The organism is Enterococcus sp. DIV1316a (assembly GCF_050536915.1).
Lineage (GTDB): Bacteria > Bacillota > Bacilli > Lactobacillales > Enterococcaceae > Enterococcus > Enterococcus faecalis.
In genome coordinates, this window is the sequence record NZ_CP172913.1 from 1,459,446 (window position 1) to 1,485,175 (window position 25,730).

Annotated in this window: 26 protein-coding genes; 5 read left to right on the forward strand and 21 right to left on the reverse strand. The window is 36.9% G+C overall.

What is annotated here, in order from left to right; genetic code table 11:
• Nucleotides 1–44 precede the first annotated feature (44 nt).
• Nucleotides 45–1,715, reverse strand: a complete 1,671-nt coding sequence (locus IGL56_RS07080; RefSeq protein WP_002357405.1) for a formate--tetrahydrofolate ligase — start codon at nt 1,713–1,715, stop codon at nt 45–47.
• Between the two features lie 179 nt (nt 1,716–1,894).
• On the opposite strand from IGL56_RS07080, the gene IGL56_RS07085 reads away from it, so the two are divergent.
• Nucleotides 1,895–2,101: a cold-shock protein gene (locus IGL56_RS07085; RefSeq protein ID WP_002357404.1), complete on the forward strand. Its 207-nt coding sequence runs from the start codon at nt 1,895–1,897 to the stop codon at nt 2,099–2,101.
• 104 nt (nt 2,102–2,205) lie between these two features.
• On the opposite strand, the gene IGL56_RS07090 is transcribed toward IGL56_RS07085, so the two are convergent.
• Nucleotides 2,206–2,667 (reverse strand): EbsA family protein, encoded by a 462-nt coding sequence (locus tag IGL56_RS07090; RefSeq protein WP_002357403.1) that lies wholly within the window; start codon nt 2,665–2,667, stop codon nt 2,206–2,208.
• Between the two features lie 100 nt (nt 2,668–2,767).
• Between IGL56_RS07090 and IGL56_RS07095 the strand changes: the two genes are divergently transcribed.
• Nucleotides 2,768–3,175 carry a ribonuclease HI family protein gene (locus IGL56_RS07095; protein WP_002357402.1) on the forward strand — a complete coding sequence of 136 codons (408 nt, stop codon included), beginning with the start codon at nt 2,768–2,770 and terminating at the stop codon, nt 3,173–3,175.
• A gap of 129 nt (nt 3,176–3,304) precedes the next feature.
• Here IGL56_RS07095 and ybaK read toward each other — a convergent pair whose 3' ends face one another.
• From ybaK to tyrS, 10 genes are all read right to left on the reverse strand, one after another.
• Nucleotides 3,305–3,820 (reverse strand): Cys-tRNA(Pro) deacylase, encoded by a 516-nt coding sequence (ybaK, locus tag IGL56_RS07100; RefSeq protein ID WP_002382387.1) that lies wholly within the window; start codon nt 3,818–3,820, stop codon nt 3,305–3,307.
• Complete coding sequence (aroD, locus tag IGL56_RS07105) at nt 3,817–4,578, reverse strand: type I 3-dehydroquinate dehydratase (RefSeq protein WP_002357400.1); 762 nt, start codon at nt 4,576–4,578, stop codon at nt 3,817–3,819. The genes ybaK and aroD overlap by 4 nt, the downstream gene beginning before the upstream one ends.
• Before the next feature lie 155 nt (nt 4,579–4,733).
• Nucleotides 4,734–6,518, reverse strand: coding sequence for an ABC transporter ATP-binding protein (locus tag IGL56_RS07110; RefSeq protein WP_002357399.1), 1,785 nt, complete (start codon nt 6,516–6,518; stop codon nt 4,734–4,736).
• Nucleotides 6,518–8,269, reverse strand: a complete 1,752-nt coding sequence (locus IGL56_RS07115; RefSeq protein WP_430599710.1) for an ABC transporter ATP-binding protein — start codon at nt 8,267–8,269, stop codon at nt 6,518–6,520. Before IGL56_RS07115 ends, IGL56_RS07110 begins: the two co-directional genes overlap by 1 nt.
• A 197-nt stretch (nt 8,270–8,466) precedes the next feature.
• Nucleotides 8,467–8,685, reverse strand: coding sequence for a YneF family protein (locus tag IGL56_RS07120; protein WP_002357397.1), 219 nt, complete (start codon nt 8,683–8,685; stop codon nt 8,467–8,469).
• Between the two features lie 193 nt (nt 8,686–8,878).
• Entirely contained in the window at nt 8,879–9,772 is an 894-nt protein-coding gene (locus tag IGL56_RS07125; protein ID WP_002357396.1) for a deoxyribonuclease IV, read from the reverse strand.
• A 10-nt stretch (nt 9,773–9,782) separates the two neighbouring features.
• On the reverse strand, nt 9,783–10,250 hold the full coding sequence (locus tag IGL56_RS07130) for a DUF1801 domain-containing protein (RefSeq protein ID WP_002357395.1): 468 nt from the start codon (nt 10,248–10,250) through the stop codon (nt 9,783–9,785).
• Nucleotides 10,250–10,912 (reverse strand): YdeI/OmpD-associated family protein, encoded by a 663-nt coding sequence (locus IGL56_RS07135; RefSeq protein WP_002371904.1) that lies wholly within the window; start codon nt 10,910–10,912, stop codon nt 10,250–10,252. The genes IGL56_RS07130 and IGL56_RS07135 overlap by 1 nt, the downstream gene beginning before the upstream one ends.
• Entirely contained in the window at nt 10,909–11,088 is a 180-nt protein-coding gene (locus IGL56_RS07140; protein WP_002365741.1) for a hypothetical protein, read from the reverse strand. Before IGL56_RS07140 ends, IGL56_RS07135 begins: the two co-directional genes overlap by 4 nt.
• Before the next feature lie 4 nt (nt 11,089–11,092).
• Nucleotides 11,093–12,355 (reverse strand): tyrosine--tRNA ligase, encoded by a 1,263-nt coding sequence (tyrS, locus tag IGL56_RS07145; RefSeq protein ID WP_002357324.1) that lies wholly within the window; start codon nt 12,353–12,355, stop codon nt 11,093–11,095.
• Nucleotides 12,356–12,539: 184 nt separating this feature from the next.
• On the opposite strand from tyrS, the gene IGL56_RS07150 reads away from it, so the two are divergent.
• Nucleotides 12,540–14,936 (forward strand): transglycosylase domain-containing protein, encoded by a 2,397-nt coding sequence (locus IGL56_RS07150; RefSeq protein ID WP_002385874.1) that lies wholly within the window; start codon nt 12,540–12,542, stop codon nt 14,934–14,936.
• Nucleotides 14,937–15,121: 185 nt separating this feature from the next.
• On the opposite strand, the gene IGL56_RS07155 is transcribed toward IGL56_RS07150, so the two are convergent.
• From IGL56_RS07155 to ccpA, 3 genes are all read right to left on the reverse strand, one after another.
• Entirely contained in the window at nt 15,122–16,222 is a 1,101-nt protein-coding gene (locus IGL56_RS07155) for an ABC transporter permease (RefSeq protein ID WP_002392422.1), read from the reverse strand.
• The gene (locus IGL56_RS07160; protein ID WP_002357321.1) at nt 16,215–16,907 is read right to left on the reverse strand and encodes an ATP-binding cassette domain-containing protein; all 693 of its coding nucleotides are present in this window, start codon (nt 16,905–16,907) and stop codon (nt 16,215–16,217) included. The genes IGL56_RS07155 and IGL56_RS07160 overlap by 8 nt, the downstream gene beginning before the upstream one ends.
• Before the next feature lie 188 nt (nt 16,908–17,095).
• Nucleotides 17,096–18,097, reverse strand: coding sequence for a catabolite control protein A (ccpA, locus tag IGL56_RS07165; RefSeq protein ID WP_002357319.1), 1,002 nt, complete (start codon nt 18,095–18,097; stop codon nt 17,096–17,098).
• 214 nt (nt 18,098–18,311) lie between these two features.
• On the opposite strand from ccpA, the gene IGL56_RS07170 reads away from it, so the two are divergent.
• Nucleotides 18,312–19,415, forward strand: a complete 1,104-nt coding sequence (locus IGL56_RS07170) for an aminopeptidase P family protein (protein WP_002357318.1) — start codon at nt 18,312–18,314, stop codon at nt 19,413–19,415.
• A gap of 120 nt (nt 19,416–19,535) precedes the next feature.
• On the opposite strand, the gene IGL56_RS07175 is transcribed toward IGL56_RS07170, so the two are convergent.
• The 6 genes from IGL56_RS07175 to hprK all read right to left on the reverse strand — a co-directional run bounded on the left by IGL56_RS07175 (nt 19,536) and on the right by hprK (nt 24,533).
• Nucleotides 19,536–20,123 (reverse strand): YtxH domain-containing protein, encoded by a 588-nt coding sequence (locus tag IGL56_RS07175; protein ID WP_002381831.1) that lies wholly within the window; start codon nt 20,121–20,123, stop codon nt 19,536–19,538.
• A 15-nt stretch (nt 20,124–20,138) separates the two neighbouring features.
• The gene (locus tag IGL56_RS07180; protein WP_002357316.1) at nt 20,139–20,570 is read right to left on the reverse strand and encodes a DUF948 domain-containing protein; all 432 of its coding nucleotides are present in this window, start codon (nt 20,568–20,570) and stop codon (nt 20,139–20,141) included.
• Nucleotides 20,571–20,747: 177 nt separating this feature from the next.
• The gene (gene galU / locus IGL56_RS07185) at nt 20,748–21,644 is read right to left on the reverse strand and encodes a UTP--glucose-1-phosphate uridylyltransferase GalU (RefSeq protein WP_002357314.1); all 897 of its coding nucleotides are present in this window, start codon (nt 21,642–21,644) and stop codon (nt 20,748–20,750) included.
• A gap of 11 nt (nt 21,645–21,655) precedes the next feature.
• Nucleotides 21,656–22,678 carry an NAD(P)H-dependent glycerol-3-phosphate dehydrogenase gene (locus tag IGL56_RS07190; protein ID WP_002357312.1) on the reverse strand — a complete coding sequence of 341 codons (1,023 nt, stop codon included), beginning with the start codon at nt 22,676–22,678 and terminating at the stop codon, nt 21,656–21,658.
• Between the two features lie 68 nt (nt 22,679–22,746).
• Complete coding sequence (gene lgt, locus IGL56_RS07195; protein ID WP_002385872.1) at nt 22,747–23,580, reverse strand: prolipoprotein diacylglyceryl transferase; 834 nt, start codon at nt 23,578–23,580, stop codon at nt 22,747–22,749.
• Between the two features lie 17 nt (nt 23,581–23,597).
• Nucleotides 23,598–24,533 (reverse strand): HPr(Ser) kinase/phosphatase, encoded by a 936-nt coding sequence (hprK, locus tag IGL56_RS07200; protein ID WP_002357309.1) that lies wholly within the window; start codon nt 24,531–24,533, stop codon nt 23,598–23,600.
• Nucleotides 24,534–24,742: 209 nt separating this feature from the next.
• Here hprK and IGL56_RS07205 point away from each other — a divergent pair, with 209 nt between their 5' ends.
• Complete coding sequence (locus IGL56_RS07205; RefSeq protein ID WP_002357308.1) at nt 24,743–25,705, forward strand: GIY-YIG nuclease family protein; 963 nt, start codon at nt 24,743–24,745, stop codon at nt 25,703–25,705.
• The last annotated feature ends 25 nt before the right edge of the window (nt 25,706–25,730 follow it).

Consider the following 25,730-nt stretch of genomic DNA (forward strand, 5'->3'; position numbering starts at 1 on the left):
ACTTTCAAGTATATACTAAAAATAGGTCTCAGGAAAGAGCGGCTTTAAAAGAGACCGCTCGCTTGACCCGTTTCGTCCACATCCATATTTAACGCAGCAGGAACCTTCGGCAAGCCAGGCATCGTTAAAATGTCACCCGTTAACGCCACGATAAACCCCGCACCGATTTTTGGAACTAGTTCACGAATCGTAATCGTAAATCCTTCTGGCCGTCCTAATTTTTGAGGATCGTCAGAAAGTGAATACTGTGTCTTCGCCATGCAAATTGGTAATTGATCCCAACCATTTTTTGTAAAGTCTGCAATTTGTTTTTCTGCTTTCGGAGAAAAAATCGCCTGTTCCCCGCCGTAAATCGTTTGTACAATGGCTTGAATTTTTTCTTCAATTGTTTGGCGAGGGTTATATAAAGGTTGAAACTGTTTTGTATTGGCTTCAATCTCTGCTACTACTGTTTTCGCTAGATTCGTACCACCTGCGCCACCTTGCGCCCAAACACTTGTTAACTCGACGGGCACGCCTAACGCTTGGCAGGCTTCTTTCAATAGTTGAATTTCTTTTTCTGTATCCTGTGTAAACTCATTAATTGCAACAACTACTGGCACATCATAACGTTGCATGTTTTGAATATGTTTTTCTAAGTTGGCAAAGCCTTTTTGTAACGCTGGTAAATTTTCTTCTGCTAACTGATCTTTCGCCAAACCGCCATGCATTTTCAACGCGCGAATCGTTGCCACAATCACAACGGCATCGGGTGCTTTTCCTAAAGAAGGTACTTTAATATCTAAAAATTTTTCACCACCTAAGTCGCCACCAAAACCTGCTTCTGTTACGACATAATCCCCTAGATGCAAAGCCGTTTTTGTCGCTAAAATACTGTTACATCCATGAGCGATATTGGCAAAAGGACCACCGTGAACAAAAGCTGGAGTTCCTTCAATCGTTTGAACTAAATTAGGTTTTAAGGCGTCTTTTAATAATAAAGTCAGCGCACCTGCCACGTTTAAATCTTTAACCGTCACCGGCTCTCTTTGGTCATTATAGGCGACAATAATCCGACTTAAGCGTTCTTTTAAGTCCGTTAAATTTTGCGCTAAACAAAGAATCGCCATAATTTCGCTTGCCACAGTAATATCGAAACCGTCTTCTCTTGGTACACCTTGGAAAGGACCGCCTAAACCAACAACGACCTGTCTGAGCGCACGATCATTTAGATCCACTGCCCGTTTCCAAATCACCCGTCGAGAATCAATCTTTAATTCATTTCCTTGCTGTAAATGATTATCTAGTAACGCAGCTAAGGCATTATTGGCTGTCGTAATCGCATGCATATCACCAGTAAAATGCAAATTGATTTCTTCCATTGGTAATACTTGTGCGTAACCGCCACCTGTTGCGCCACCTTTAATCCCCATCACAGGACCTAATGATGGTTCTCTTAGGGCAATAACTGTTTTTTTATTGATTTGATTTAATGCATCTCCTAAACCAATGGTCACGGTTGACTTTCCTTCTCCTGCTGGTGTTGGATTAATCGATGTAACGAGGATTAATTTACCTTCTGGTTGCGCTTCTAAGGATTGAAGCGTTGGAAAATCTATTTTCGCTTTGTATTTTCCATAAAGTTCGAGCGAATCTTCTGAAAGACCGATTGTTTCGGCAATCTCTTGAATAGGTTTTAATGTTGCTGCTTGTGCAATGTTAATATCTGTCTTCATAACGGACCCCTTTTCAATTCTTTATCGTCTTTGTGACACATTGTTTCTTTTAAATTATAGCTTGTATTGAATAGAATGGCTAGAAATAACCTTTTTTAAACAACCCAACCATTGACGTTTGGTAGCCTTTTCTCGTATAATGAAAGTGTCTTTACAAATCTAAAAGGAGCGTGAATTGGATGCAAAAAGGAATTGTCAAATGGTTCGATAACAGAAAAGGTTATGGTTTTATCGTTTACAACGAAGAAGATGAGATTTTTGTCCACTTCACTGCTATAGAAGGTGACGGATTCAAATCACTTGATGAGAATCAATCTGTAGAGTTCGAGATAATGGAAGGCAATCGTGGGCTACAAGCAGCACATGTCAAAAAAATAGATAACTAAAAAAGCTGAACCAACAACGCTTTGCTCCAAAAAGTAAGTAAACGTAGCGTTTGTTTCAGCTGATTATTTTAAGATTTTGAGAGTGGGTCACCAGTCGTTTCGACTTATGACTCACTCTTGTTTTTTTCTTCTTTTTTATGAAGGCCCAAAGAATGATCTTCTGCTACCTTCAATTCAGGCTTTTTTACCTTAAGTGCCTCAAGAAATAACGGAATCGTTTTCTTTTTCATTAAAAAGACTTTTGAGCCTTCCTTAAATTCTGAGGAAAAAATTTCGATGCTTTTTTCATTGTAGGTTACTTTTTCTATCTGAGAAAGCGGAAGTGCTTTTTTGCGAAACCACAAAACATCTCTGACAATTAAAGATGTTTCTGTCATATTAAAAGACCGCGCAATTCCTAGATAAGCAAACACAAAAAATGGAACCATCACCAGATTACTAATCAAGTAAGGACCATTATTTTCCAATGCTAAAATTAAACTAATAAATAATATACAAAATGTGCAAGACCAGTAAATAATTGTTGATGCTAATTCTGGCTGCCAATAGAATTTCTGTTTTTTCATAAAGTGCCCTCACTACTTCTGGATCAACGCCGCTAAATTTAAATATGTTATAATAGTAACATACTTTTTTTAAGAACAAAAAGAAATTAGGAGTAATTTTATGTTAAGAATTTATGTAGATGCTGCAACAAAAGGCAATCCAGGTGAATCTGGCGGCGGTATCGTTTACCTTACCGACCAATCGCGGCAACAATTGCATGTGCCTTTAGGCATTGTTAGTAATCACGAAGCCGAATTTAAAGTGCTGATTGAAGCTTTAAAACAAGCGATTGCCAATGAAGACAATCAACAAACCGTTCTTCTCCACTCAGATAGTAAAATTGTTGTCCAAACAATTGAAAAAAACTATGCTAAAAATGAAAAGTACCAGCCTTATTTAGCAGAATATCAACAACTAGAAAAGAATTTTCCTTTGCTCTTAATCAAATGGCTACCTGAAAGTCAAAACAAAGCGGCCGATATGCTTGCACGGCAAGCATTACAAAAATTTTATCCCAATAAAAAGTAGCACTGTTTACTTAATGCTTTTCCTTTATTAATTTGATAATTAAACACGTGGAGCAAAAATTCCAAGTGATTTTTGCTCCACGTTTAAAAACAGATAAACGGTTCTGTCTCGACTTCTTCTTATAGCCACTTATTCTTTTGTCGTTATTTCCGCAAATTGCCCATTGGTTAGCGAAAGGATTGCTTCAGGCGCTAATTCAATTTGCATGCCACGTTTGCCTGCAGAAACAATAATTGCAGAATATTGTTGAGCTTCTTCAGCCAAATAGGTGGGAAATTGTTTTTTCATCCCAATTGGTGAACAGCCCCCACGAATATAGCCTGTGGTTGCTTCTAAATCTTTTAAGTGAAGCATTTCTACCTTTTTGTTGCCACTAGCTTTCGCTAATTTTTTCAAATCTAATTCTTGATTACCAGGAATGACAGCCACGACTGGACCTGTTTTATTACCTACTGTAACCAAGGTTTTAAAAATTCGTCCTTTTTCAATACCTAAACTTTCAGCGACACTTTCTGCACTTAAATGATCTTCACTCCAAGCGAATTCATATTCTTTATATGGTACTTTATGTTGTTCCACCATGCGCATCGCATTCGTTTTTTGTTGTGTTTTTTTCTTTGCCACTTTTTTCACCTTCTGAATCACTTGTTTTGTTCGAATGTCTTTAAATAATTTCTTAATACTTGTACGGATAGTTGGCCTGGTGCAGACGCTTGCTGGGCGGAGCCAAAAGTTAGTGCCGATCCGAACAGTTGACCTGTTACGCGACTAATCATCCCTAACTGTCCCATTGACATAGTAACGATTGGAACGGATGCATAATGGGTGTACATTTCATTGGTTGCTGAAAGTAACGTAAGTACATCTGTCGCATCTTGTGGCATCACAGCTATTTTACAAATATCTGCCTGACGCATTTGCATTTGGCGTAACCGCGCGACAATCTCCTCTTGCGACGGTGTTTTCTGAAAGTCGTGATTACAGAGAACAATTTTAATCCCCGCCTTTTTAGCTTCGTGAATTAACGTATCTGCCGCCAGCGGATTCGCAAATAATTCAATATCCAATAAATCCAACGCACCCTTTTTTACTAATTCATGATACAATGCAAAATAATTTTCCTCGGAAAAAGCCATTTCGCCGCCTTCTTTTTGTGTACGAAAAGTTAACAATAACGGTTTTTGCCCCAACCGTTCCATTACTTGTTGTGAAAGATTACATACATCGGAAAAATCAGCGACATTTTCATAATAGTCTAAACGCCATTCCACCAAATCACAATCTAGTGTTTGGCTCGCCGTTGCTTCGGCCAAAATATCCTCGGCTGTTGGAGCAACAATGGGCACCACAATTTTGGGATTCCCTTCACCTATTCGCACATTTTTGACTATAACTGGCTTCACAGTTCCACCTAACTTCCTCGTTTGTTTTTCTCTCTTCATATCATACCATTTCTATTCTTTTTTGCAATTTAAAGAGCTACAAAGACACCTAGAATTAGGAATTTCCTAACACTAAATGCCTTTGTTTGGGTTATTTAACTCTTTCTATTGTTACGTTAAACTTCCGTACTTTGTAACTGATACATATCCGCATAAAGGCCACCTTCTGCCAGTAACGTTTCGTGCGTTCCTCGTTCTACAATCTGCCCTTTGTCTAAAACTAAAATCAAGTTTGCGTCACGAATCGTCGAAAGGCGATGCGCAATCGCAATTGTCGTTCTCCCTTGACGCATTTTGGCTAATCCTTCTTGAATCAATCCTTCTGTTTCTGTATCAATATTAGCGGTTGCTTCATCTAAAACTAAAATTTTGGGATCAGTCACAATCGTTCGTGCAAACGAAATTAATTGACGTTGCCCGCTAGAATAACTCGCTCCTCGTTCAATGACTTTCGCATGATAGGTATTGGGTAACGTGTGAATAAATTTATCTGCCTGAACAAATTCCGCAGCCTGTTTAATTTGCTCATCTGTAATATTGGGATTCAGTAAACGGATATTTCCAGCAATATCTCCATAAAACATGAAAGCGTCCTGTAATACTAAGCCCATCTTTTCCCGTAATTCTGTCATGGGAAAATCACGAATGTCACGATCATCAATTAAAATCTGCCCTTCATAAAATTCATAGAAACGCATGAGTACATTAATAATTGAACTTTTACCACTTCCTGTATGACCGACTAAAGCGACGGTTTCCCCGGGATTTGCGACAAAGCTAATATTTTTCAATACTTCGTTTTTGCCGTCATAAGAAAAAGTAACATTGCGAAATTCAATTTTCCCGCGAATAATTTCCCCATTCGCACCTACTGATTGTTGCGGCGTTAATTCTTCCGTATCCATAATTTTTAAAATACGGCTACCTGCGACAATCCCATCTGTAAAGATACTTAGGAAGTCCATCATTTGCGTCATCGGATTAAAAAAAGCTTGGACATACGTTACAAAAGCATAAATCATCCCCGCTTCTACAGGAGAATGTAAAGCATCGATGCCAAACATAGTTAAGGCCAATGCAATCGCTAACGTATACAACAAATTAATGATGGGACTTAATAATAACGAATTCATACGAATCATTGCTACTCGTGTTTTTAAATAATCATCATTGGTTTCCTCAAATTCTTTTTCCAAACGCTTTTCTTGGCGAAATTGTTGAATGATTTGCATACCAGAGATGTATTCATTTAGTTTGGTGTTTAATTGACTTAATTTTTCCCGCATACTGCGATATAATTTTGAACTAAATTTTTGGTAATACCAAATCACAACTAATAAAATCGGCAAGAAAATTAGACAATAAAATGAGATTTCTGGACTGAGTTGAAACATTGCAAAAAATGACGAGATTACGGCAAAAATTCCTGTAATCACCATTAGGAATACATACCAGAATTCAAACAATGTTTCTGTGTCATTTGTAACACGAGACACCGTCGAACCCGCTGGTGTTTGATCAAAATAACGCATACCTAAAGTGTGTAATTTTTCAAATAATTTCACTCGTATATATTGATACGTTTTTAAAGAAGCCATCGAATACAAATACCATTGGAAAAACCAAACAATACTTTTGACAATGACACCAAAGAAATAAATAGCAGCAAAAGTTAGAATCACTTGCATTGTAGCAGTTTTAGGCGTTAAATAATTATCCATAAAAACTTGAATGACTCTAGGCAAAAGAATATTGATAATTGATAAGCCAAATGCAAAGAGAATAGCTGTGTAAAACATGCGTCGAAACGGTTTGGCAAAACGAAACAAACGCTGAACAATCGTTAATTGTTCTTTCATCGGTAATTCTCTGGACCATTCGGATTGATACTTTTCTTCCATTAACTCTCACTCCCTTCAATTTTCGCTTCTAATTGCTGTTTTTCCCACATCCGCTGATACCAACCCTTCTCAGCCAGTAACTCTGGATGCGTCCCCCGTTCAATAATTTTCCCTTCATCCAACACTAAGATTTCTTTGGCATGCATGACACTACTTAAACGATGCGCTGTAATAATAGTGGTTTTTTCTTGGCGCGTTTCTTTTAGATTTGATAAAATCGCCTCTTCAGTCTTCGCATCGACTGCAGATAAGGCATCGTCTAAAATTAACAATTCTGGTTCAACAATCAAGGCCCGTGCAATAGAAATCCGTTGTTTTTGTCCTCCAGAAAGCGAAACGCCACGTTCCCCAACCATTGTGTCATAGCCTTCAGGGAATGCTTTAATTTCTTGGTTAATAAATGCTAATGCTGCCGCTTGTTCAACTGCTGCTTGTTCCAAGTGTGGTTTAGCAAAACGAATGTTATCTCGTACCGTCATGGAAAAGAGAAAATGGTCCTGTGGCACGTACCCCATTGCACCCATCAATGCATCTAATGTGTAATTTTTAATGTTATGTTTTCCAAAGGAAATCGTTCCTTGGTATTGGTCATATTCACGCATCAACAATTTCAAAATAGTGGTTTTACCAGCGCCTGTTTTGCCAACAATCCCCAAGGTTTCTCCTTCTTGCAACGAAAATTGGATATTTTCCAACGCCACCGTCTCTTCTTTTGGATAAGAAAAAGAATCAATCTTCATTGAAATTGTCCCTTGCGCCATTGTTTTGATGGCATCTTTTCGTTCGATAATATGCGTTTTTTCATGTAATAATTCGTTCACACGATCGTAACTAGCATTCCCACGTTCTAACACATTAAATAAGCGCCCAATCGCAAACATTGGCCAAACTAGCATCCCAATATAGGCAATGAAAGAGACCAACTGACCTAAACTAATCGTTCCTTCCATGATGAAACGACCACCAATAATAATTGTCAAAACATAAGAAACACCAATAATCAGCGTAATAAACGGATCAAATAGTGCATCTAAAAAGTTCGTTCGTTTATTTTTGACGATAGCATCATCAATTTTCTCTGTAAAATCAGCAAGATCTTCTTTTTCTTGCCCAAATGTTTTAATGACTTTAATTCCAGTAATACTTTCTTGTGTTTTATCATTAATCGCTGAAAAAGCAGCTTGTGAATTTCGAAAGGCATCATGCAACTTAGAACCTAGAACTCGTGAAGTGACGGCTAATAAAGGCAGCGGTAATAAAGCAATTAATGTTAAGCGCCAATCGACAAATAGAACCATTGCGATAATCGTTGTTCCTCCCGTAATCACAGAGTCGGCAAACGTTAAAATCCCAGCTCCAGCAACATTTTGGATGGCATTTAAATCATTGGTTGCATGCGCCATCAAGTCACCTGTCCGATATTTCTGATAAAAGATGCTATCCATTTTTGTGAAATGATGAAATAATTGAGTCCGTAGCTCTTTTTCCAAACGAGCCGCACTCCCCCAAATATGCATCCGCCAAATATAGCGAAAAAGATATTGGGCAAGCCCAGCACCAATCAAGAGTGCAACCCACACGATAATTTTCGTTAAGCGAATTTCTTTGTTAACGATTTCATCTACAACGACGCCAATAACTTTGGGCGGGACTAATTGAACAAGAGCGACCATCATTAATGAGAAAACCCCAATAATATAACTTTTTTTCTCTTGCTTAAAAAACCAGCCTAATTTTTTGAATATGGACATTCAGTTGTCCCTCCTTTTACTTTGTTGTTCTACGAAGACTACTTTCGAGCTAGAAGGTTTCTTCGTTATTGTTGTTTTTGATTAAACGTTTCGCTCTTTTCCTCCTAGATTATCCTATTCTCCCGCAAAACAACAAAAAAACGGACTGAAAATCAGCCCGTTTTTACACTTATTCATGATTACCTGAATAACCTTTACTATTTTCCTTGGTTTTTCATTTGTTGCATCATTTGTCTAACCTTTTTCTCTGACGGTTTTTGACCCATTGATGCCATCATCATGCGTAACATATCCTCATTAACGGGAGGATTTTTTTTGAAATAATCTTGCATATATTTGCGTGCAAGGAAAAAGCCCCCTGCAGCGCCTACTAATAAAGCGATTACTGCGATTAATACTACCCAACCTGTTGCCATTGAAACTCTCTCCTCTCCGTATAGTTTTGCTCTCAATGAATTATTTTACTAGAAATAGCAAAAAAAGAAAAGTTCTTTTTGCGGGATTTCTCTTAAATAATGAAAAAAGTCTGATTTTTTTGCAAAATAGTGATTAAAAGTCAAAAATATACGCTCTTAAATGTCAATAGGACCTTTAAGAGCGATTGTTGCTTTAGTTTTGTCCTTGAATTTTTTCTAATAATTCTGGATCAAATGTTTGATTTTTTAACATCGCAATTTCAAAGCCGTAAGGGGCCTTTTTATTTTTTTTGTCTTCTCCGACATAAGGTGTTTCTAAAATTTTTGGTAAAGCAGTTAATTTTTCATGGTGAACCACACCGTTTAAAGCTTCAAAACCAATAGTGCCAAAGCCAATATTGGCATGACGATCTTTATGTGAGCCCATAGGATTTTTAGAATCATTCACATGAATAACTTTTAAACGATCCAATCCGATAATTTTATCAAATTCAACTAATACGCCATCAAAATCATCTTTTACATTATAACCTGCATCATTAATGTGGCAAGTATCCAGAGTGACAGAAAGCTTATCATTTAGCGTAACTCCGTCAATAATCGCAGCTAGTTCGTCAAACGTACGGCCGATTTCGGTTCCTTTACCAGCCATGGTTTCTAAAGCGATTTGAGGGATTTGCTCTTTCCACAAGACTTCGTTTAGACCTTTAACAATTTGTTTAATGCCGGCTTCTGGACCTGCACCAACATGCGCACCTGGGTGTAACGTGATTTGCGTTGCTCCCAACGCTTGTGCTCGCTCAATTTCTTGACGCAAAAAGTCTACGGCAAAACCGAAATTTTCCGTTTTAATTGTATTACCTAAATTAATAATATACGGGGCATGAACGACGATATTACTTAAATTGTGTTCCTTCATAAAAGCTTGCCCAGCTTCAATATTCATTTCTTCAATCGGTTTCCGACGCGTGTTTTGTGGCGCACCTGTATAAATCATAAAGGTTGTTGAGCCATAACTAGCCGCTTCCTCGGCAGAGCCTAATAGCATTTTCTTGCCACTCATACTAACGTGTGATCCTAATAACATGTGGTTCCTCCTAATAATTCTTCTTTTTCTTTTGGTAGTGTTGATACTGTTGCAGCCATTCTTCTAGCGTGATTTTTGTTACTAATTTGCCAATTAGTTCATAGGGTATTCGCTTAGGATTAGTGAAGCGAAGACAACTTTTCCCCATGTTTAGCTTTGTTGACACTTGTTCCTGATAGGCTTCTTGAAACCAACTTCGGACGGCTTCATTTCCCATTAATCCCATGTGATATAAAGCTACTTGCCTTTTAGTAGCGCCTAAGCTGATAAATGGTAACGGTTCATCACCACGGTTAAGATAGCCTTCTGGAAATACTGAAAGCGGCACAACAAAGGTTGGCATGCCATATTGCATTGTTAATTCAAATCCTGCTGGCAAATTTTGCGAAACGACATCTAATACTTGCTGATAAGCAATTCGCCAGTTTGGTTCAACTGTTTCGATGTATGCTGTAACTGTTTCAATTGACTGCGCCATTATTTCTTCCTTTGCTGATAAAGCGCTTTGGTTTTATAGCCTTCTTTTAAAATAACTAACATTTCAGTTTGCCGCTTTTTCCGTGTCTCCGCTCGCTTTGCACTAAATACATACCGCGCCCACTCTTTTTGATAACCAGGCGTTAATGCAGCGAATGTCGCTGCAGCAGCTGGTTCTGTTTGTACCAACGCTTCAATTTCTGGTAAATATTGAACATAATCCCCAACAGCAGAACTGGTCTGATTCTTCGCTGGCTTTTTAAGAACATTCTTCATGCCGACAACCGTAAAAGTCTCATCTAAACTAACCATGCGATTAAATTTTAAGGTTGAGCCTTTAATATACCCATCTGCCTCGTTTACTTGTAATGTTGGAAAAATTTCATCTCGGTGGACAAAGGTTGGATACATTTTATTGCCTTTTTTCGGATAAGCCACATATAACAACCCATTTTCTACTAAATGTTGACCTTCAATCACCATTGAAACAATCTCTTGAAATTCCGCCATTGTTTTCACAAATGCAAAAATCAGCTCAACTGGTTCTGAGGGTAATTGCTGCGCGGCTGAAGCAAATTCAGATAGATACTCTCCCTGTGGTCTATTTAAAATAACTAGTTGCTGATACTTCGTTAAGTTTAACTTTTCGACAATTGATTTCATAACCTACTCCTTATAGCGACTGCACTTTTTATTCTAGCATAGCACAAGTTATCTGTAATTGAATATGCCCAATAGTAAAAAAGAGTTTTTTGTAACAGAATTAATCCCAATTTATCTTTTTTAAAAGCGAAAGCTTGGAACCTGTTGTCTAAACGACCTTCGTCCCAAGCTTTCATTTTTTTAGTATTTTAACAAGAAATATTTTTTCTTACCGCGACGAATCACAGTAAATTGTCCTTCGATTTTATCAGTTTCTGTCAATTCAGCTGCTAAATCTTGTCTACGTTCTCCATTGACGTAAATCGCTCCATTTTGAACATCTTCACGGGCTTGACGTTTGGATGGTTCTATTTTTGAGGTAACTAATAAGTCAACTAAACTTAATTGATCCTCTGGTTGCACCTCGTACGTTGGTACATCTTTAAATCCTTGTTTAATTTCTTCTGCTGTTAAGCTTTGGATATCTCCGCTGAACAATGCTTCTGAAATTTTAACCGCTTGATGATAGGCTGCTTCACCGTGGACTAAAGTAGTCACTTCTTTGGCTAACGCTTTTTGCGCAGCACGTTGACCTGGGTTCGCTGTAAATTCTTCTTCAATTGTTGCAATTTCATCCAATGTTAAGAAAGTAAAGTATTTCAAGAATTTCACGACATCACGATCATCTGTGTTAATCCAGAATTGATAAAATTCATATGGCGAAGTTTTTTCCGCATCTAGCCAAACTGCGTTTCCTTCTGTTTTACCAAATTTGGTACCATCTGCTTTTGTAATTAAAGGCATGGTTAAGCCGAATCCTTGAACTTCTTGTTCTCGGCGTAATAATTCAATCCCTGAAGTAATGTTCCCCCATTGATCACTGCCGCCTAATTGCAATAAACAACCTTCTGTTTCGTACAATTTCAAGAAATCATACGCTTGTAATAATTGATACGCAAATTCAGTATAAGAAATTCCTGTTTCGATTCGGCGTTTCACGCTTTCTTTACTCATCATATAGTTAATTGTAAAGTTTTTTCCAACATCACGTAAGAAATCAATTAACGAAAGTTCTCCAAGCCAATCATAGTTATTTGCTAGAATCGCTGGATTTTTTTCATCTTCAAAATCGATAAAACGTGACAACTGGCCCTTAATACTTTCAGACCAAGCTTTCACTGTATCAAGTGTGTTTAAACTACGCTCTGCATCTTTGAATGATGGATCACCAATCATGCCTGTTCCGCCACCAACTAAAGCAATGGGCACATGACCATTTTGTTGGAAACGACGTAACATAAGAATTGGCAGTAGATGCCCGATGTGTAAACTGTCTGCCGTTGGATCAAAGCCGATATATAATTTAACAGATTCTTCATTTAATTGTTTTTGTAAGGCTTCTTCATCTGTGACTTGGTAGACCAACCCACGGGCTTTTAATTCTTCAAAAAAAGCTGAATTCATGATTTTCCTCCTATAGTAAAACATAATAATAGATCAAATTCCCCTATTCATAGTAACCGATTCTGTCACACTTGAAAAGTCAAAAAATGAGATTTCCCTATTTTCTCTTAAGTTTTTTCAACAAAAAATGGCAATTGGTGTAGAAACTATTCATAGAAGCTTTTTTTTGCTATAATAACACAGAATGTATCATTTTATTGAGGTGAAGCTTTTGAAAAATAATTCAAGTAACAATAAGCAAAAACCAACGACCTCTTCTGGCGGCAATGTCTTTTTACTTATTTTAAATGTCATTATTCGCGTTTTTCAGTCATTAGTGGTTTTTGGGGTTATTCTGATTGTCTTAGGTGGCTCTCTTGGCTTAGGTATTGGAATGGGCTATTTTGCTTTTCTAGTTGAAGATACACAGCCCCCAACGAAGGAAGAATTGCAAAAAGAAATCAGTGATATTACCGAAGTGTCAAAAATGACTTACGCAGATGGTACTCCGATTGCTAACATCAAATCAGATTTAATTCGGACACGAATTAATGGCGATCAAATGTCTCCATTGCTAAAAAAAGCCATTATTTCAACAGAGGATGAATATTTTGAAGAACATCATGGGGTGGTACCAAAAGCGCTAGTTCGAGCGTTGGTTTCTGATGCGACAGGTATCGGCGGTTCTTCTGGTGGTTCAACATTGACTCAGCAATTGGTCAAGCAACAGATTTTAACTGACGAAACGACTTTTAAACGGAAAGCCAACGAAATTTTATTAGCTTTACGTATTGAAAAATACTTTTCTAAGGACGAAATCGTGACAACGTATCTAAATGTCTCCCCTTTTGGTCGTAATAACAAAGGTGAAAATATTGCAGGCGTGGAAGAAGCGGCCAAAGGACTCTTTGGTAAAAGTGCCAAGGACTTGAATCTTCCTCAAGCGGCCTTTATCGCAGGACTTCCCCAAAGTCCCATTGTTTACACGCCCTATACTAACACTGGTGCCTTGAAAGACGATTTGTCTTTAGGAATGAAGAGAAAAGATTTTGTTCTTTTCAGTATGTACCGAGAAAAAGCTATTTCGCAAAAGGAATATGAAGAAGCCAAAGCTTACGACTTGAAAAAAGACTTTTTACCAACAGAGCAGGCCAATGTCAATACAGAAGGCTATCTATACTACACGGTGTTAGATAAAGCAGTTGAGATTGTCATGGATTTAGATATGAAAAAAGCTAAAGTTAATCGTGATGATTTAGATCAAGTTGGTTTAGATCAATATGAAGAACAAGCACGTCGCGAAATCCAGTCGCAAGGCTATACAATCCAATCGACCATTGATCAGAACATTTATAACACGATGCAAACCGCTGTCGCAAATTATGGTTATTTGCTTGATGATGGAACTGCAGATGTCAATGGGAATACAATGATTGAAACTGGCAATATTTTAATGGATAACGCTACTGGTCGTATCCTTGGTTTTATCGGCGGCAGAAACTTCGATATTAATCAAAACAACCATGCCTTTAATGCCGATCGTCAAGTTGGTTCTACGATTAAACCAATTTCTGTCTATGGTCCTGCGATTGATCAAGGACTCATTGGTTCTGAAAGTCGTCTGGCCAACTACCCAACGACTTATGCTGATGGTCGTGAATTTGTGAACTCAACAACTGTGGATTTAAATCAATTCGTGACTGTTCGGAATGCCTTGAATTGGTCTTTCAATATACCTGTCGTTCATGTTAATAATGAGCTAAGGAAAAAAATGGGTGATGATAATTTTTCTTATAATCACTACTTAAGCAAAATGAACTATCCAGCTTCAGATGCTTGGGCTTACGAATCTGCACCTTTGGGTCCAGTAGAAACAAATGTTGTAACTCAAACAAACGGTTTCCAAGCACTTGCTAACAAAGGCAAATATCAAAAAGCCTACATGATTGAAAAAATTACAGACAATAGCGGACATGTGGTCTACGAACACAAAGATGAAGGAACGCAAGTTTATTCACCGGCGACCGCTTCTATTATGAATGACTTGTTGCGTTCAGTGGTGGATTCTGCGAATACGACAAAATTCAAACCAACGTTAGCTGGCTTGAATCCTCATTTAGCCAGTGCTGATTGGGTCGGAAAAACTGGGACAACTGATGAGTTTAAAGATTCATGGCTGATTGTCTCTACTCCAACTGTGACACTAAGTTCTTGGACGGGACATGATCTACCAGCGCCAATGACGACGACCAGCGGCGACAATAACGGGAATTATATGGCGAACTTAGCTAATGCGCTGTACTATGCGAATCCAGAATTGTTTGGCATTGGTCAAAAATTTGAATTAGATCCAAGCGTTATTAAATCAAAAGTTTCTGAATTTACTGGTGAAAAGCCTGGCTCAATTACCTATAATGGTGCCAAGTTCAACACACCTGGCAAAACAACGACTTCATACTATGCCAAAGATGGTGCACCACAAAGTACCTATAAATTTGGGATCGGTGGAACAGACAGCAATTACGCTTCTTACTGGGGAAATCTTGCTCCACGTGCCACTACAAATAATAACAACAACAATAACAATAAAAAGAACAACTAAAGAATTTGGTAAGTTAAGCTTGCAACCAAAATTATGTAAAAAAGTAGAGACGTAATTCATCAATTGATGGATTACGTCTCTACTTTTATTGTTTCTCTTATTCTTTACCATCGATACTAGCTCGAGCTATTCAAAAATAGCTCCTACATTTAATGAAATAATATGCAGCAATCAACCTATTTTAACTAAAATAATCCCTTTCTGTTTCTCAAAACAATAGCAGATACTATTAAACTTATTAATACATAGACAACTATCATCTTTAAAGAAAAATCAAATGTGAGACCTATCTCATCCATCGGCTCATACCCATTTCCTCCATTAATAATTTTGGGAAAATTCATATAAGATGTAAAGAAAAATTTATTGGAAATCAGGCTAACTCCTGAAGATAATATCACACCAACAATTAGCAAGCTATGAACAATCAAATTTCCAGTAAATAGTGAAAGCAAGAAACTGAATACTGTCAATGCTAATAACAGCATACCAAACATAATTAGGCTTCTCGACAAATAGTTAGAAAGAGAAATGATTGTAACACTTTGTCCCTTTTCAATAATCGCGACTGGATAATCAGGGTTTCCCAGACCATTTTTGAAAAATGCACTGATTACAGAAAGAAAGATTGACAGATAAGAAACCAATCCGACTGTAAACAAAATACTACTTATTTTAATAGAATATTTTTCCCATAGTTTTAAGGGAAGTCCATTCCATAAAGAAACAGTATTTTTTCTTTTTTCTAAAGTTGCGAGCGCTATAATCATTAAACTAGGGATAATTAATAATAATGTATATGGAAAATCCATCGATAAAAGAAAACCTAGGTAATTCAAAGCAGGCATTTTAGCAACTTCAGAAGAATCCACTTGTTTGATCCTGTTTTCAGATAAATATTGCAATTCTTTGACTCTTTTTTGTTGCTCAATAATTGGTATACTGTACAACGTTCCTTTTAACATTGCGTTTAAATTACTTTCTTCCAATTTTTTCTCAGCTTCTAATAAAGCCCATTCATCACCAATTTTGATGGCATTAATTGCTTTCCTTAATTGCTCACTTTCATCTTCTATCTCACTTAAAGTTTCTTTTGCTGCAGGCTCATTTTTCATTTTTTCTTTCGCTTGTTCGTTATTTTTGATTCGGTTTTCATATTGCATTTCTTTAAAAGAAAGTTGTTGGGGTTGAGCTAGCAGCGGATAAATTAACATTAAAATAAAGGCTACAAACACAAACCACAGACTCTTCTCTTTCAATATTTTTATCGTTTCTATCTTAAGCATTTCTTTCTTCTCCTCTTAAATATAAGTTATCATATTGTTCACGTAAAGAAAGGTTACGTTGATCATTCTCAACCAGCTTTTTATTTTTCATAAATAAAATACGTGTACATGTGTGTTCAACATTATACAAATCATGAGAAGATAAAATAACTATTTTATCTTTAGAAACTATTTCTTTTAAGCACATTATGAATAAACTAACACTAGTAGGATCCAAGCCATTAAAAGGTTCGTCTAACAAAAGTATTGTTGCATCACTTGCTAGATACATTGCTAATAATACATGTTGTTTCATTCCAAGAGATAATTTTTTTATTGTTCTATTTTGATATTCTTTCATCTTTAATTGTTCAAAAATATGCTCTATATCGCTATTACTTTTCCAAGCGGCTTTAATATATTCAAGATGTTCTTTCGGCGTCAAATAATCATATAAATTTTTACTACTTTCAAGAAAAAATAGTTCTTTTAAATACGTTGCACCTCTACTATTGTAATCAATCTTATTTAAACTAATATTTCCATTTTTTTTAGGGATTAAACCAGATATAGCATTAAAGAACGTGGTTTTTCCAGTTCCATTAGGAGCAACTAAGCCAATTATTTCACCAAATTCAGCTTGCATAGATAAATTTTCTATAATTGTTCTATTACCATACTCGACAGTTAATTCTTTTACCTTCACAAAAACACCTCTTTTTTAATCTAAAGATACCATAAGCAATGCTTTACCAGCCGATTTTCTAATCAACTTAATCTTATTTTAATTTTCAATCTTACTGTGTATTAATAGCAGAATGCAAAAAAGTACAAGAAGAAATCATGAAAATGATTTCTTCTTGTACTTTTTTGCATTTCTAGTAGAATTTTCTCTTATTTTGTTGAACCTTTTTGATCAATTCCATAAGGTAAAACAACTGTTTTTTCTTCAATTTCTTCTTTGTTCATTAGTTTTGTTAATAAGCGCATTGACACGGCACCGATATCATATAAAGGTTGTGTAATACTTGATAGACGTGGACGAGAGACTTCTGTAAGCAATGAGTTATTGCTTGTAATGATTTCAAATTCTTCTGGAACTTTCACACCAGCATCTAGCATCCCATCTAATAAACCAATCGCTAGCTCATCGTCTGTAACAAAGGCAGCTGTTGCTCCACTGTTACGGACACGCTCAGCCAAATTAATACCTGCTTTAAATTTATATTCAGATTCAAAAACTAAGCCTTCATTATAAGACAAGCCATTTTCCGCTAAAGCTTCTTTGTAGCCTTTCATCCGGTTTTGACCATTAATTGGATCGATTAATGCACCACTAACAAAAGCAATTTTTTTGTTCCCATTTTTCGCTAAAGTCGCTGTTGCGTCTTTCGTTGCTTCTGTGTAATCAATATTAACGCTACCGACTTGTTCGTCTGGATCAATTGAACCTGCTAAGACAACAGGCGTTTTTGAACGTGAAAATTCACCACGAATATCATCTGTAATGCGATGACCCATAAAGATAATCCCATCTACTTGCTTGGCAAGTAAATTGTTTAATACAGTAACTTCTTTTTGATCGTCTCCATCTGAATTAGCTAAAATGATATTATATTTATACATTGTAGCCACGTCGTCAATGCCACGTGCTAATGAAGCAAAAAATGCATTACTAACATCTGGAATAATGACACCCACTGTTGTCGTTTTTTTACTTGCTAAACCACGTGCGACTGCGTTAGGACGGTAATCTAAGCGATCAATCACTTCTAAGACTTTTTTACGCGTTGCTGGTTTTACATTGGGATTACCATTGACAACACGAGAAACAGTAGCCATAGATACATTTGCCTCTCTAGCAACATCATAAATTGTAATTGTTTGTTTTTCCATGTTTCTTCTCCTATAAATATGAATTTGTTCTCATTTTCTGAAAACACTGTTTACATTTCTTTCCTAGCCTAGAATATCAAAATTCTTCTATTTTTGCAACCGTTTTATCGTTTTTTCATGAAAATTTACTTTCCATTTCAAAAGGAACTTTTTGTCATTTCATGTTATGATAGTACTGTGATTCACTTCAGAATAAAAGAAAGAAGGATGTTTTATGAATCAAGAAAAAATTACCGATTTAAAAAATTGGATGCACCAAGAAAAGATTGACTTCACTTATATTAGTGATCCTGGTCATATCGCTTACTTTTCCGGTTACGAAAGCGAACCTCATGAGCGCGTGTTAGCTTTGTTTATCGCTGCGGACGACCAATCATTTTTATTTACACCTGCATTGGAAGTCGAAGATGCCGAAAAGAGTAGTTGGACTTATCCCGTTTATGGTTATTTAGATAGCGAAAATCCTTGGGAAAAAATTGCGGCTTTATTAAATAAACGAACACAAGGCACACCACGCTTTGCTTTAGAAAAACAAGCTCTTTCTTTAGCTCGTTTCGATCAATTGAAAACCTATTTCCCAGCTAGCGATTTTTCGCATGATGTTACGCCTTTAATTGAAAAACTTCAATTAATTAAAACAGAACCTGAAATTCAACGTTTACTAGAAGCTGGTAGTTGGGCTGATGTCGCTTTTGAGATTGGCTTCAAAGCAATTCAAGCAGGCGTTGCGGAACAAGAAATTGTTGCTGAAATCGAGTATCAATTAAAACGTCAAGGCATTCGCTCAATGAGTTTTGATACGTTAGTCTTAACAGGAAAAAACGGAGCTAGTCCTCACGGGGTACCTGGCGAAACAAAAATTGAGCCCCATGACTTAGTGTTATTTGATTTAGGTGTCGTTCATAATGGCTATTGTAGTGATGCCACACGAACAGTCAGCTACTTGGAACCTTCTGATTTCCAAAAAGAAATTTATGGAATTGTTTTAGAAGCACAATTAGCAGCAACTGAAGCGGTGAAACCTGGTGTTACAGCAGGCGAATTAGATGATATTGCCCGAGGTGTAATTACAAAAGCTGGTTATGGTGAATACTTTAACCATCGCTTAGGCCATGGCATTGGAACCACTGTCCATGAATACCCATCGCTGGTTCATGGCAATGATTTAGTCATTGAAGAAGGTATGTGTTTCTCTATTGAGCCCGGTATTTACATTCCTGGAAAAGTAGGCGTTCGTATTGAAGATTGTTTACACGTAACGAAAACAGGCTCCGAACCATTCACTAAGACAACCAAAGAATTGCAAATTATTGAATAGCATAAAAATAAAATGAGGCCATCAGTCAACCGGACTGATGGCCTCATTTCTAAATTTTAAGGTAAGCCACTGAACAAAAGCAACACGATCCGTTGCTAACTTTCATAAGCTAAACGCTTGTTACCCTTTAAATTCTTTTTTTACGTCTTTCGCTGCATCTTTAACATCTTCTTTTGCTTCTGCAGCTTTTTCAGGAACATCTTTGGTGGTTTCTTTTGCTTCATCGACACCAGCAGAAACAGTTTCTTTGGCCGCTGCCGCAGAATCTTTAACGTCAATATAGATATCTTCTGCTGCATCTTCGGCAATTTCACCTAAATCTTCTGCGTGATCTTGAGCATCGTCAGCTGCTTTTTTAAATTGATCAGATAAATCACCTGTTTGTTTTTTAAAGTTATCAAGCATGTCGCCAGAAACACCTTGTGCTTTATCCAATGAATCTTTTGTTTTTTCTTTGACAGAACCTGCCAAATCAGAGGCTTGATCTGATAAAACGCCGGCTTTTTGTTTTGCGATTTCTGTTAATTCTGTTCCTTTTTGAACAGCATAATCTGTGTAATCTTGCGCTTTGTTTTTTAAATCATCTGTTTGATTTGATAAATCATCACGTAATTCTTTACCTGATTTTGGTGCAAGTAATAATGCGGCAACGGCTGCTGCTGTTCCACCAATTACTGCTCCTAAGAAAAATCCGCCTTTTTTAGCCATAAAAATCTCCTCCAATTAGTTATTTGTTTTTTTATTTTTTGAACGCATTGCTCTAAAAGCAGAACCGCCTACTTTACTCACTAAACCAGCTTTCGCTGTGCCTTTCCCTACGGTTCCTACCTTTGTAATCAAATGTTTACTTGAGGTGTTCAATTCAGAGACACTTTCGCTTAAATCAGCAACGGCCGTAAACAACGGATCAATCGTTGCCACTTTTTGATTCACATCTGTTAATAGTTCATTGCTTTTAACAAGCAAGCCTTCCACTTGGCGACTCAATACATTCACATCGCTAGTCACGACTTTGATTGTTGTATTTGTTTCATCAATTGTATCTTCAATTTTTGAAACAACTTGAGAAACTTTATATAACACAAGTACTAAAAAGATGACTAAAACAACAAATGCTACCGCTGCAATTAAGGCAGCAATTTCCCCACCTGACATATCATTACTCCCCTCTGAAATTTTATTTATAATCTTAGGATAACACCAACTTATATTTTTCACAACTCATAAAGCTAAGAATGACAATTTATTTTATAAAATTCTCATGCCGTTTTCTTTAAGAAAATAAGCGTAAAATTTCCTTCTAACGAATTGAAATTTTACGCTTATTTTTATTTATTTTTCTTTTGGTTGCTCTTTTTTCGCTAATTGAGCACCTAAATTAATAATGTATTCTCGTAAATTATCTTTTACTTCTGGATGAGTCAAACCATATTCAATGCTTGTTTTCATAAACCCAAATTTATCGCCAACATCGTAACGTTCTCCTTTAAACTCACGAGCAAAAACGCGTTGTGTTTTATTTAAAGTGTCAATCGCATCTGTTAACTGAATTTCGTTACCAGCGCCTGGTTTTTGATTTTCAAGTACATCAAAAATTTCAGGGGTTAATAAATAACGGCCGATAATCGCTAAATCACTTGGTGCTTCCTCGGGTTTTGGTTTTTCAACAAAATTCTCGACATTGTATAGTCCTTTTTCGATTTCTTTTTCTGGGTTGATAATACCATATTTTGAAGTATCTTCATGGGGTACTTTCATTACCGCAATTGTCGAAGCATGTGTTTGTTCGTAATCATCCATTAATTGTTTCGTTAATGGCACTTTATCTTCCATTAAATCGTCGCCTAACATCACGACAAAAGGTTCATTGCCAACAAATGCTTTCGCTTGTAAAACAGCGTGTCCTAAGCCTTTCGGATGGGATTGACGAATAAAATGTAAATTAACATCCGTTGTTTCTTCGACTAATTTCAATAAATCGGTTTTATTTTTTTCTTTTAAGTTATTTTCTAATTCAACATTTGAATCGAAATGATCTTCAATCGGACGTTTGGCTTTGCCTGTCACAATTAAAATATCTTCGATTCCTGAAGCTAGTGCTTCTTCTACAATAAATTGAATCGTTGGTTTATCAACAATCGGTAACATTTCTTTTGCCATCGCTTTGGTAGCCGGCAAGAAACGTGTTCCTAACCCAGCTGCTGGAATAACTGCCTTTTTAACTTTCATCTTTTTTCCTCCTAAAAATCAAGTGTAAATTCGTTTTCGGTTTTGCCATCGCGCAACATGATTTCTTTTGCTGCTTGTTGTACATCTTCGTCATTGTACAAGACATTGTAGATTGTTTCTGTGATTGGCATTTCGACTTCTAATTGTTGTGCCAATTCATAGGCTGCTTTAGTTGTTGAAACACCTTCCACAATCATACCCATGTTTTCTAAGACTTCATCTAACTTATGGCCTTTTCCTAATAAATTACCCGCACGCCAATTTCGAGAATGGACACTTGTACAAGTAACAATTAAATCCCCAACACCACTTAAACCAATAAATGTTAATGGGTTTGCTCCCATCGCAACCCCTAAACGACTAATTTCTGCTAAACCACGAGTCATAATTGCCGCTTTGGCATTATCACCAAAGCCTAAGCCATGAATCGCTCCGGCGCCCAAAGCAATAATATTTTTTAAGGCCGCCCCTGTTTCTACACCAATCACATCATCATTCGTATAAATTCTAAAGTAATCATTCATAAACAACTCTTGCACATACACAGCGTCTGCTAAATTTTCGCTTGCTGCTGTAATGGTTGTGATGTCATGAACAGCGACTTCTTCTGCATGGCTTGGACCAGATAAAACCACAATCCCTTGCCGTTTTTCTGCTGGAATCTCTTCCGCTATCACTTCTGAAATCCGCTTATGTGTACCTTGTTCGAGCCCTTTACTTGCATGAATAATAATTGGTTTTGTTTTTAAATGTTGGGCCACTTCTTGTGCTACTGAACGAATGGCTTTAGTTGGTACCACAAACAGTACCGCATCCACATCTACTAAAGCAGTGGCTAAATCAGTGGTTGCCTGAATTGAAGTAGGTAAGATTAATTCTGGTAAATAATGTTTGTTGGTGTGTTTTGTATTTATTTCATCGATTTGCTCTGGTTTATTTCCCCAAATACAGACCTCGTGTCCATTTTCGGCTAATACTTGAGCTAAAGCTGTCCCCCAGGAACCTGGACCTAAAACAGCGACTTTTTGTTTCATCGGTGAAACTCTCCTTTCGCTAAACAACGTTACTTCTTTAGTTTACCATATTCTTCGATCAAGTTGGATTAAGAAGTTGTTATTTTTTTCTTTTGTTTCTCCCGATTGTAAAATTTCAAATTGGGATTTCTTCTACGAACGATCACAATAACAATTGCTGCCACGAACATCACTAAAGACAACAATTGTGAGACACGAATGTTACTAAACGCATACAAACTGTCCATCCGTAAGCCTTCGATGAAGAAACGGCCGAAAGAATACCATATTATATAACCTAAAAAGACTTCGCCTTCTTTTAAAAAGTGTGGCTTTTTGCGTAATAACACTAAAACGATAAAGCCTAAAACATTCCAGACAGATTCATATAAAAATGTTGGTTGATGATACGTTCCGTTGATATTCATGTTATCAATGATAAACGTTGGTAAATGGAGATTTTCTAAAAATTGTCTGGTGGTCGCTGGCCCATAGGCTTCATGATTCATAAAGTTGCCCCAGCGACCAATTCCTTGCGCTAAAATCACACTTGGTGCAGCAATATCTAAAAAAGTCCATGTAGAAATGAAACGATGACGCGTAAAGAAAAACAGCGCCAGTCCCCCACCAATAAGACCACCATAAATCGCTAAGCCACCATTTCGAGTAAAGAAAATTTCAATCGGATTGTCTACATAGTCTTGCCATTGAAAAGCGACGTAATACAAGCGCGCGCCAACAATTGCTGCAGGTAATCCCCAGAGCATAAAGTCAAAGACATCATCTTCTTTTAAACCAACACGAACGGCTTCACGACTACTTAGCCAAACAGCTAAAGCAATCCCTGAAACAATAATAATTGCATACCAATAGACGGGAATACCGAAAAGGCGAAATGCAATTGAATTTACTTGAGCTAACATCATCACATCTTCTCCTTCTATTCTCCTGAATTTTCTTCAATCAAACGGGTTAAGCGCTCTTCGAACGTTTTTGTTGCATCATAGCCCATTGTTTTCGCGCGGAAGTTCATTGCTGCTACTTCAATGATAATGGCCACATTTCGGCCGGTCTTAACAGGAATACGAATCTGAGGGACATCAACGTTAGCTATTTCAACCATTGCATCATCACTACCAAGACGATCATATTTCTTGTCTTTTTCCCATGCCTCTAAATAAACGACCAATTGAACTTGCATAAAGCCGCGGACCGCACTAGCTCCAAACAGATTCATGACGTCAATAATTCCGATACCACGAATTTCAATTAAATGCTGCAAAATTTTTGGTGGCTCTCCAACCACGGTTAATTCATCTTGCTGATAAACATCGACACGATCGTCTGCGATTAGCCGATGTCCACGTTTAATAAGCTCTAAAGCTGTTTCACTTTTACCAATACCGCTATCTCCTTGAATCAAAACACCAAGTCCATAAACATCAACTAAAACTCCGTGGACACTTGTCCGAACAGCTAAACGGCCATCTAAATAACTGGATAGTTCCCCTAGTAAACGGGAAGTTGAAATCGGTGAACGTAATACAGAAACCCCATTTTCTTTTGCTGCTGTAATTAATTCTTCGGGGATTTCTAGTCCTCTGGATACTATAAAGGCTGGAGTATCTTTCGCACATAAACGGCGCATCACTAATAAACGCTCTTCAGGCATCATTCGTTCCGCAAAGGTAATTTCTTTGCTCCCAAATAATTGTAAACGGTCATGGGAATAATAATTAAAATACCCAGTTAATTCTAAGCCTGGCCGGGAAATTTCACCAGTTTTAATTGTTCTATTTAAGCTTTCTTCATCTCCGTATACTACTTCTAAAGAAAGATTTTCTACCAGTTGATAAATCTTTACCACTTCTGTCATATCGAATGTCAGTCCTTTCTGCTACTTGTTATATTTTATCATTTAAAAATACAAGTTTCTAGCTATTCACTAGATAATTCCTAGAATTATCATATTTCAAAAAAATGAAACTATTTTTCTTTGAAATTATCTATGCTATTTCTGTCACTTGACTATTTCAGAAAACTTTGTATACTTGAAGCCGATCCTTTTAAGAAAAGAGGAAACTTATGAAAGAATATTTAAAGGAAAAAGCCCATCAATTACCGTTAACACCGGGTGTTTATTTAATGAAAGACGCAACCGACACAATTATTTATGTGGGTAAAGCCAAAAAATTAAAAAATCGCGTGTCGAGCTATTTTATTAATAGTAATCAACATTCTCGAAAGACGATGCGTTTAGTCAAACAAATTATAGACTTCGATGTTCTCCATACTGACACAGAATTGGATGCGCTCCTCCTAGAATGTCAACTGATTCAACAGTATCGACCGCGTTACAATCGCCAAATGAATGCTTATGAACAATATTCTTATGTATCGGTAGCCGTTAATGAGCGGCAATTAGAGATTAAACTCTTAAATATTCCCACTAAAAAGAACTGTTTTGGTCCTTATTCGATTCGTCGAAAATTAAACCGTTTAAAAATAATTTTGGATAGTATCTACGATCTCGTCCCAACCAACTATTGGCATCAAACCTTTCAAAAAGAGAGTGCCATTCCGACCGAACTATTTCAACAAGAATTGTTCGACTTTTTCCATAATCAAGGACGAGAACCAATCAAACGAATTGCTCAACAAATGCAAGAAGCTGCTGAAAAACAAGCCTTCGAAAAAGCGGCAAAACTCAAAGAAGATTGGCTCTTTCTGACGCGCTTTGCAAACCAAAATCAACGAATTAGTCAAGCTAACCAACGAGATTGGCAACTGATGTGGTTACCTTGTCAGAAAAAAATCAAATACTATTTAATTTACCAAGGCTTGGTGGTAGCAACACGTGTTGTAACTAAACAAACGTTTCAAAAATATTCACCGCTTGAACTAGCAAAAAAAATCATGCCCAAAAAATCACCGAAAACAATTGAGCATTACTCGAAGCAACAAGTTGATTTTTTAAACATTTTATATGGCTATATCAGCCGTCATCCAGAATGTCACCTAGAAAATTTAACCATCGAAAAAGCCTGAAGAACGCATTTTATGCTACGTTCTT

Coding starts and splice junctions, on each gene's coding strand:
- IGL56_RS07080 (WP_002357405.1), bottom strand. CDS start 1,715: ATGAAGACAGATATTAACATTGCACAAGCAGCAACATTAAAACCTATT.
- IGL56_RS07085 (WP_002357404.1), top strand. CDS start 1,895: ATGCAAAAAGGAATTGTCAAATGGTTCGATAACAGAAAAGGTTATGGT.
- IGL56_RS07090 (WP_002357403.1), bottom strand. CDS start 2,667: ATGAAAAAACAGAAATTCTATTGGCAGCCAGAATTAGCATCAACAATT.
- IGL56_RS07095 (WP_002357402.1), top strand. CDS start 2,768: ATGTTAAGAATTTATGTAGATGCTGCAACAAAAGGCAATCCAGGTGAA.
- IGL56_RS07110 (WP_002357399.1), bottom strand. CDS start 6,518: ATGGAAGAAAAGTATCAATCCGAATGGTCCAGAGAATTACCGATGAAA.
- IGL56_RS07115 (WP_430599710.1), bottom strand. CDS start 8,269: ATGTCCATATTCAAAAAATTAGGCTGGTTTTTTAAGCAAGAGAAAAAA.
- IGL56_RS07120 (WP_002357397.1), bottom strand. CDS start 8,685: ATGGCAACAGGTTGGGTAGTATTAATCGCAGTAATCGCTTTATTAGTA.
- IGL56_RS07125 (WP_002357396.1), bottom strand. CDS start 9,772: ATGTTATTAGGATCACACGTTAGTATGAGTGGCAAGAAAATGCTATTA.
- IGL56_RS07130 (WP_002357395.1), bottom strand. CDS start 10,250: ATGGCGCAGTCAATTGAAACAGTTACAGCATACATCGAAACAGTTGAA.
- IGL56_RS07135 (WP_002371904.1), bottom strand. CDS start 10,912: ATGAAATCAATTGTCGAAAAGTTAAACTTAACGAAGTATCAGCAACTA.
- IGL56_RS07140 (WP_002365741.1), bottom strand. CDS start 11,088: ATGAAAGCTTGGGACGAAGGTCGTTTAGACAACAGGTTCCAAGCTTTC.
- tyrS (WP_002357324.1), bottom strand. CDS start 12,355: ATGAATTCAGCTTTTTTTGAAGAATTAAAAGCCCGTGGGTTGGTCTAC.
- IGL56_RS07150 (WP_002385874.1), top strand. CDS start 12,540: ATGTATCATTTTATTGAGGTGAAGCTTTTGAAAAATAATTCAAGTAAC.
- IGL56_RS07155 (WP_002392422.1), bottom strand. CDS start 16,222: ATGCTTAAGATAGAAACGATAAAAATATTGAAAGAGAAGAGTCTGTGG.
- ccpA (WP_002357319.1), bottom strand. CDS start 18,097: ATGGAAAAACAAACAATTACAATTTATGATGTTGCTAGAGAGGCAAAT.
- IGL56_RS07170 (WP_002357318.1), top strand. CDS start 18,312: ATGAATCAAGAAAAAATTACCGATTTAAAAAATTGGATGCACCAAGAA.
- IGL56_RS07175 (WP_002381831.1), bottom strand. CDS start 20,123: ATGGCTAAAAAAGGCGGATTTTTCTTAGGAGCAGTAATTGGTGGAACA.
- IGL56_RS07180 (WP_002357316.1), bottom strand. CDS start 20,570: ATGTCAGGTGGGGAAATTGCTGCCTTAATTGCAGCGGTAGCATTTGTT.
- galU (WP_002357314.1), bottom strand. CDS start 21,644: ATGAAAGTTAAAAAGGCAGTTATTCCAGCAGCTGGGTTAGGAACACGT.
- IGL56_RS07190 (WP_002357312.1), bottom strand. CDS start 22,678: ATGAAACAAAAAGTCGCTGTTTTAGGTCCAGGTTCCTGGGGGACAGCT.
- lgt (WP_002385872.1), bottom strand. CDS start 23,580: ATGTTAGCTCAAGTAAATTCAATTGCATTTCGCCTTTTCGGTATTCCC.
- hprK (WP_002357309.1), bottom strand. CDS start 24,533: ATGACAGAAGTGGTAAAGATTTATCAACTGGTAGAAAATCTTTCTTTA.
- IGL56_RS07205 (WP_002357308.1), top strand. CDS start 24,743: ATGAAAGAATATTTAAAGGAAAAAGCCCATCAATTACCGTTAACACCG.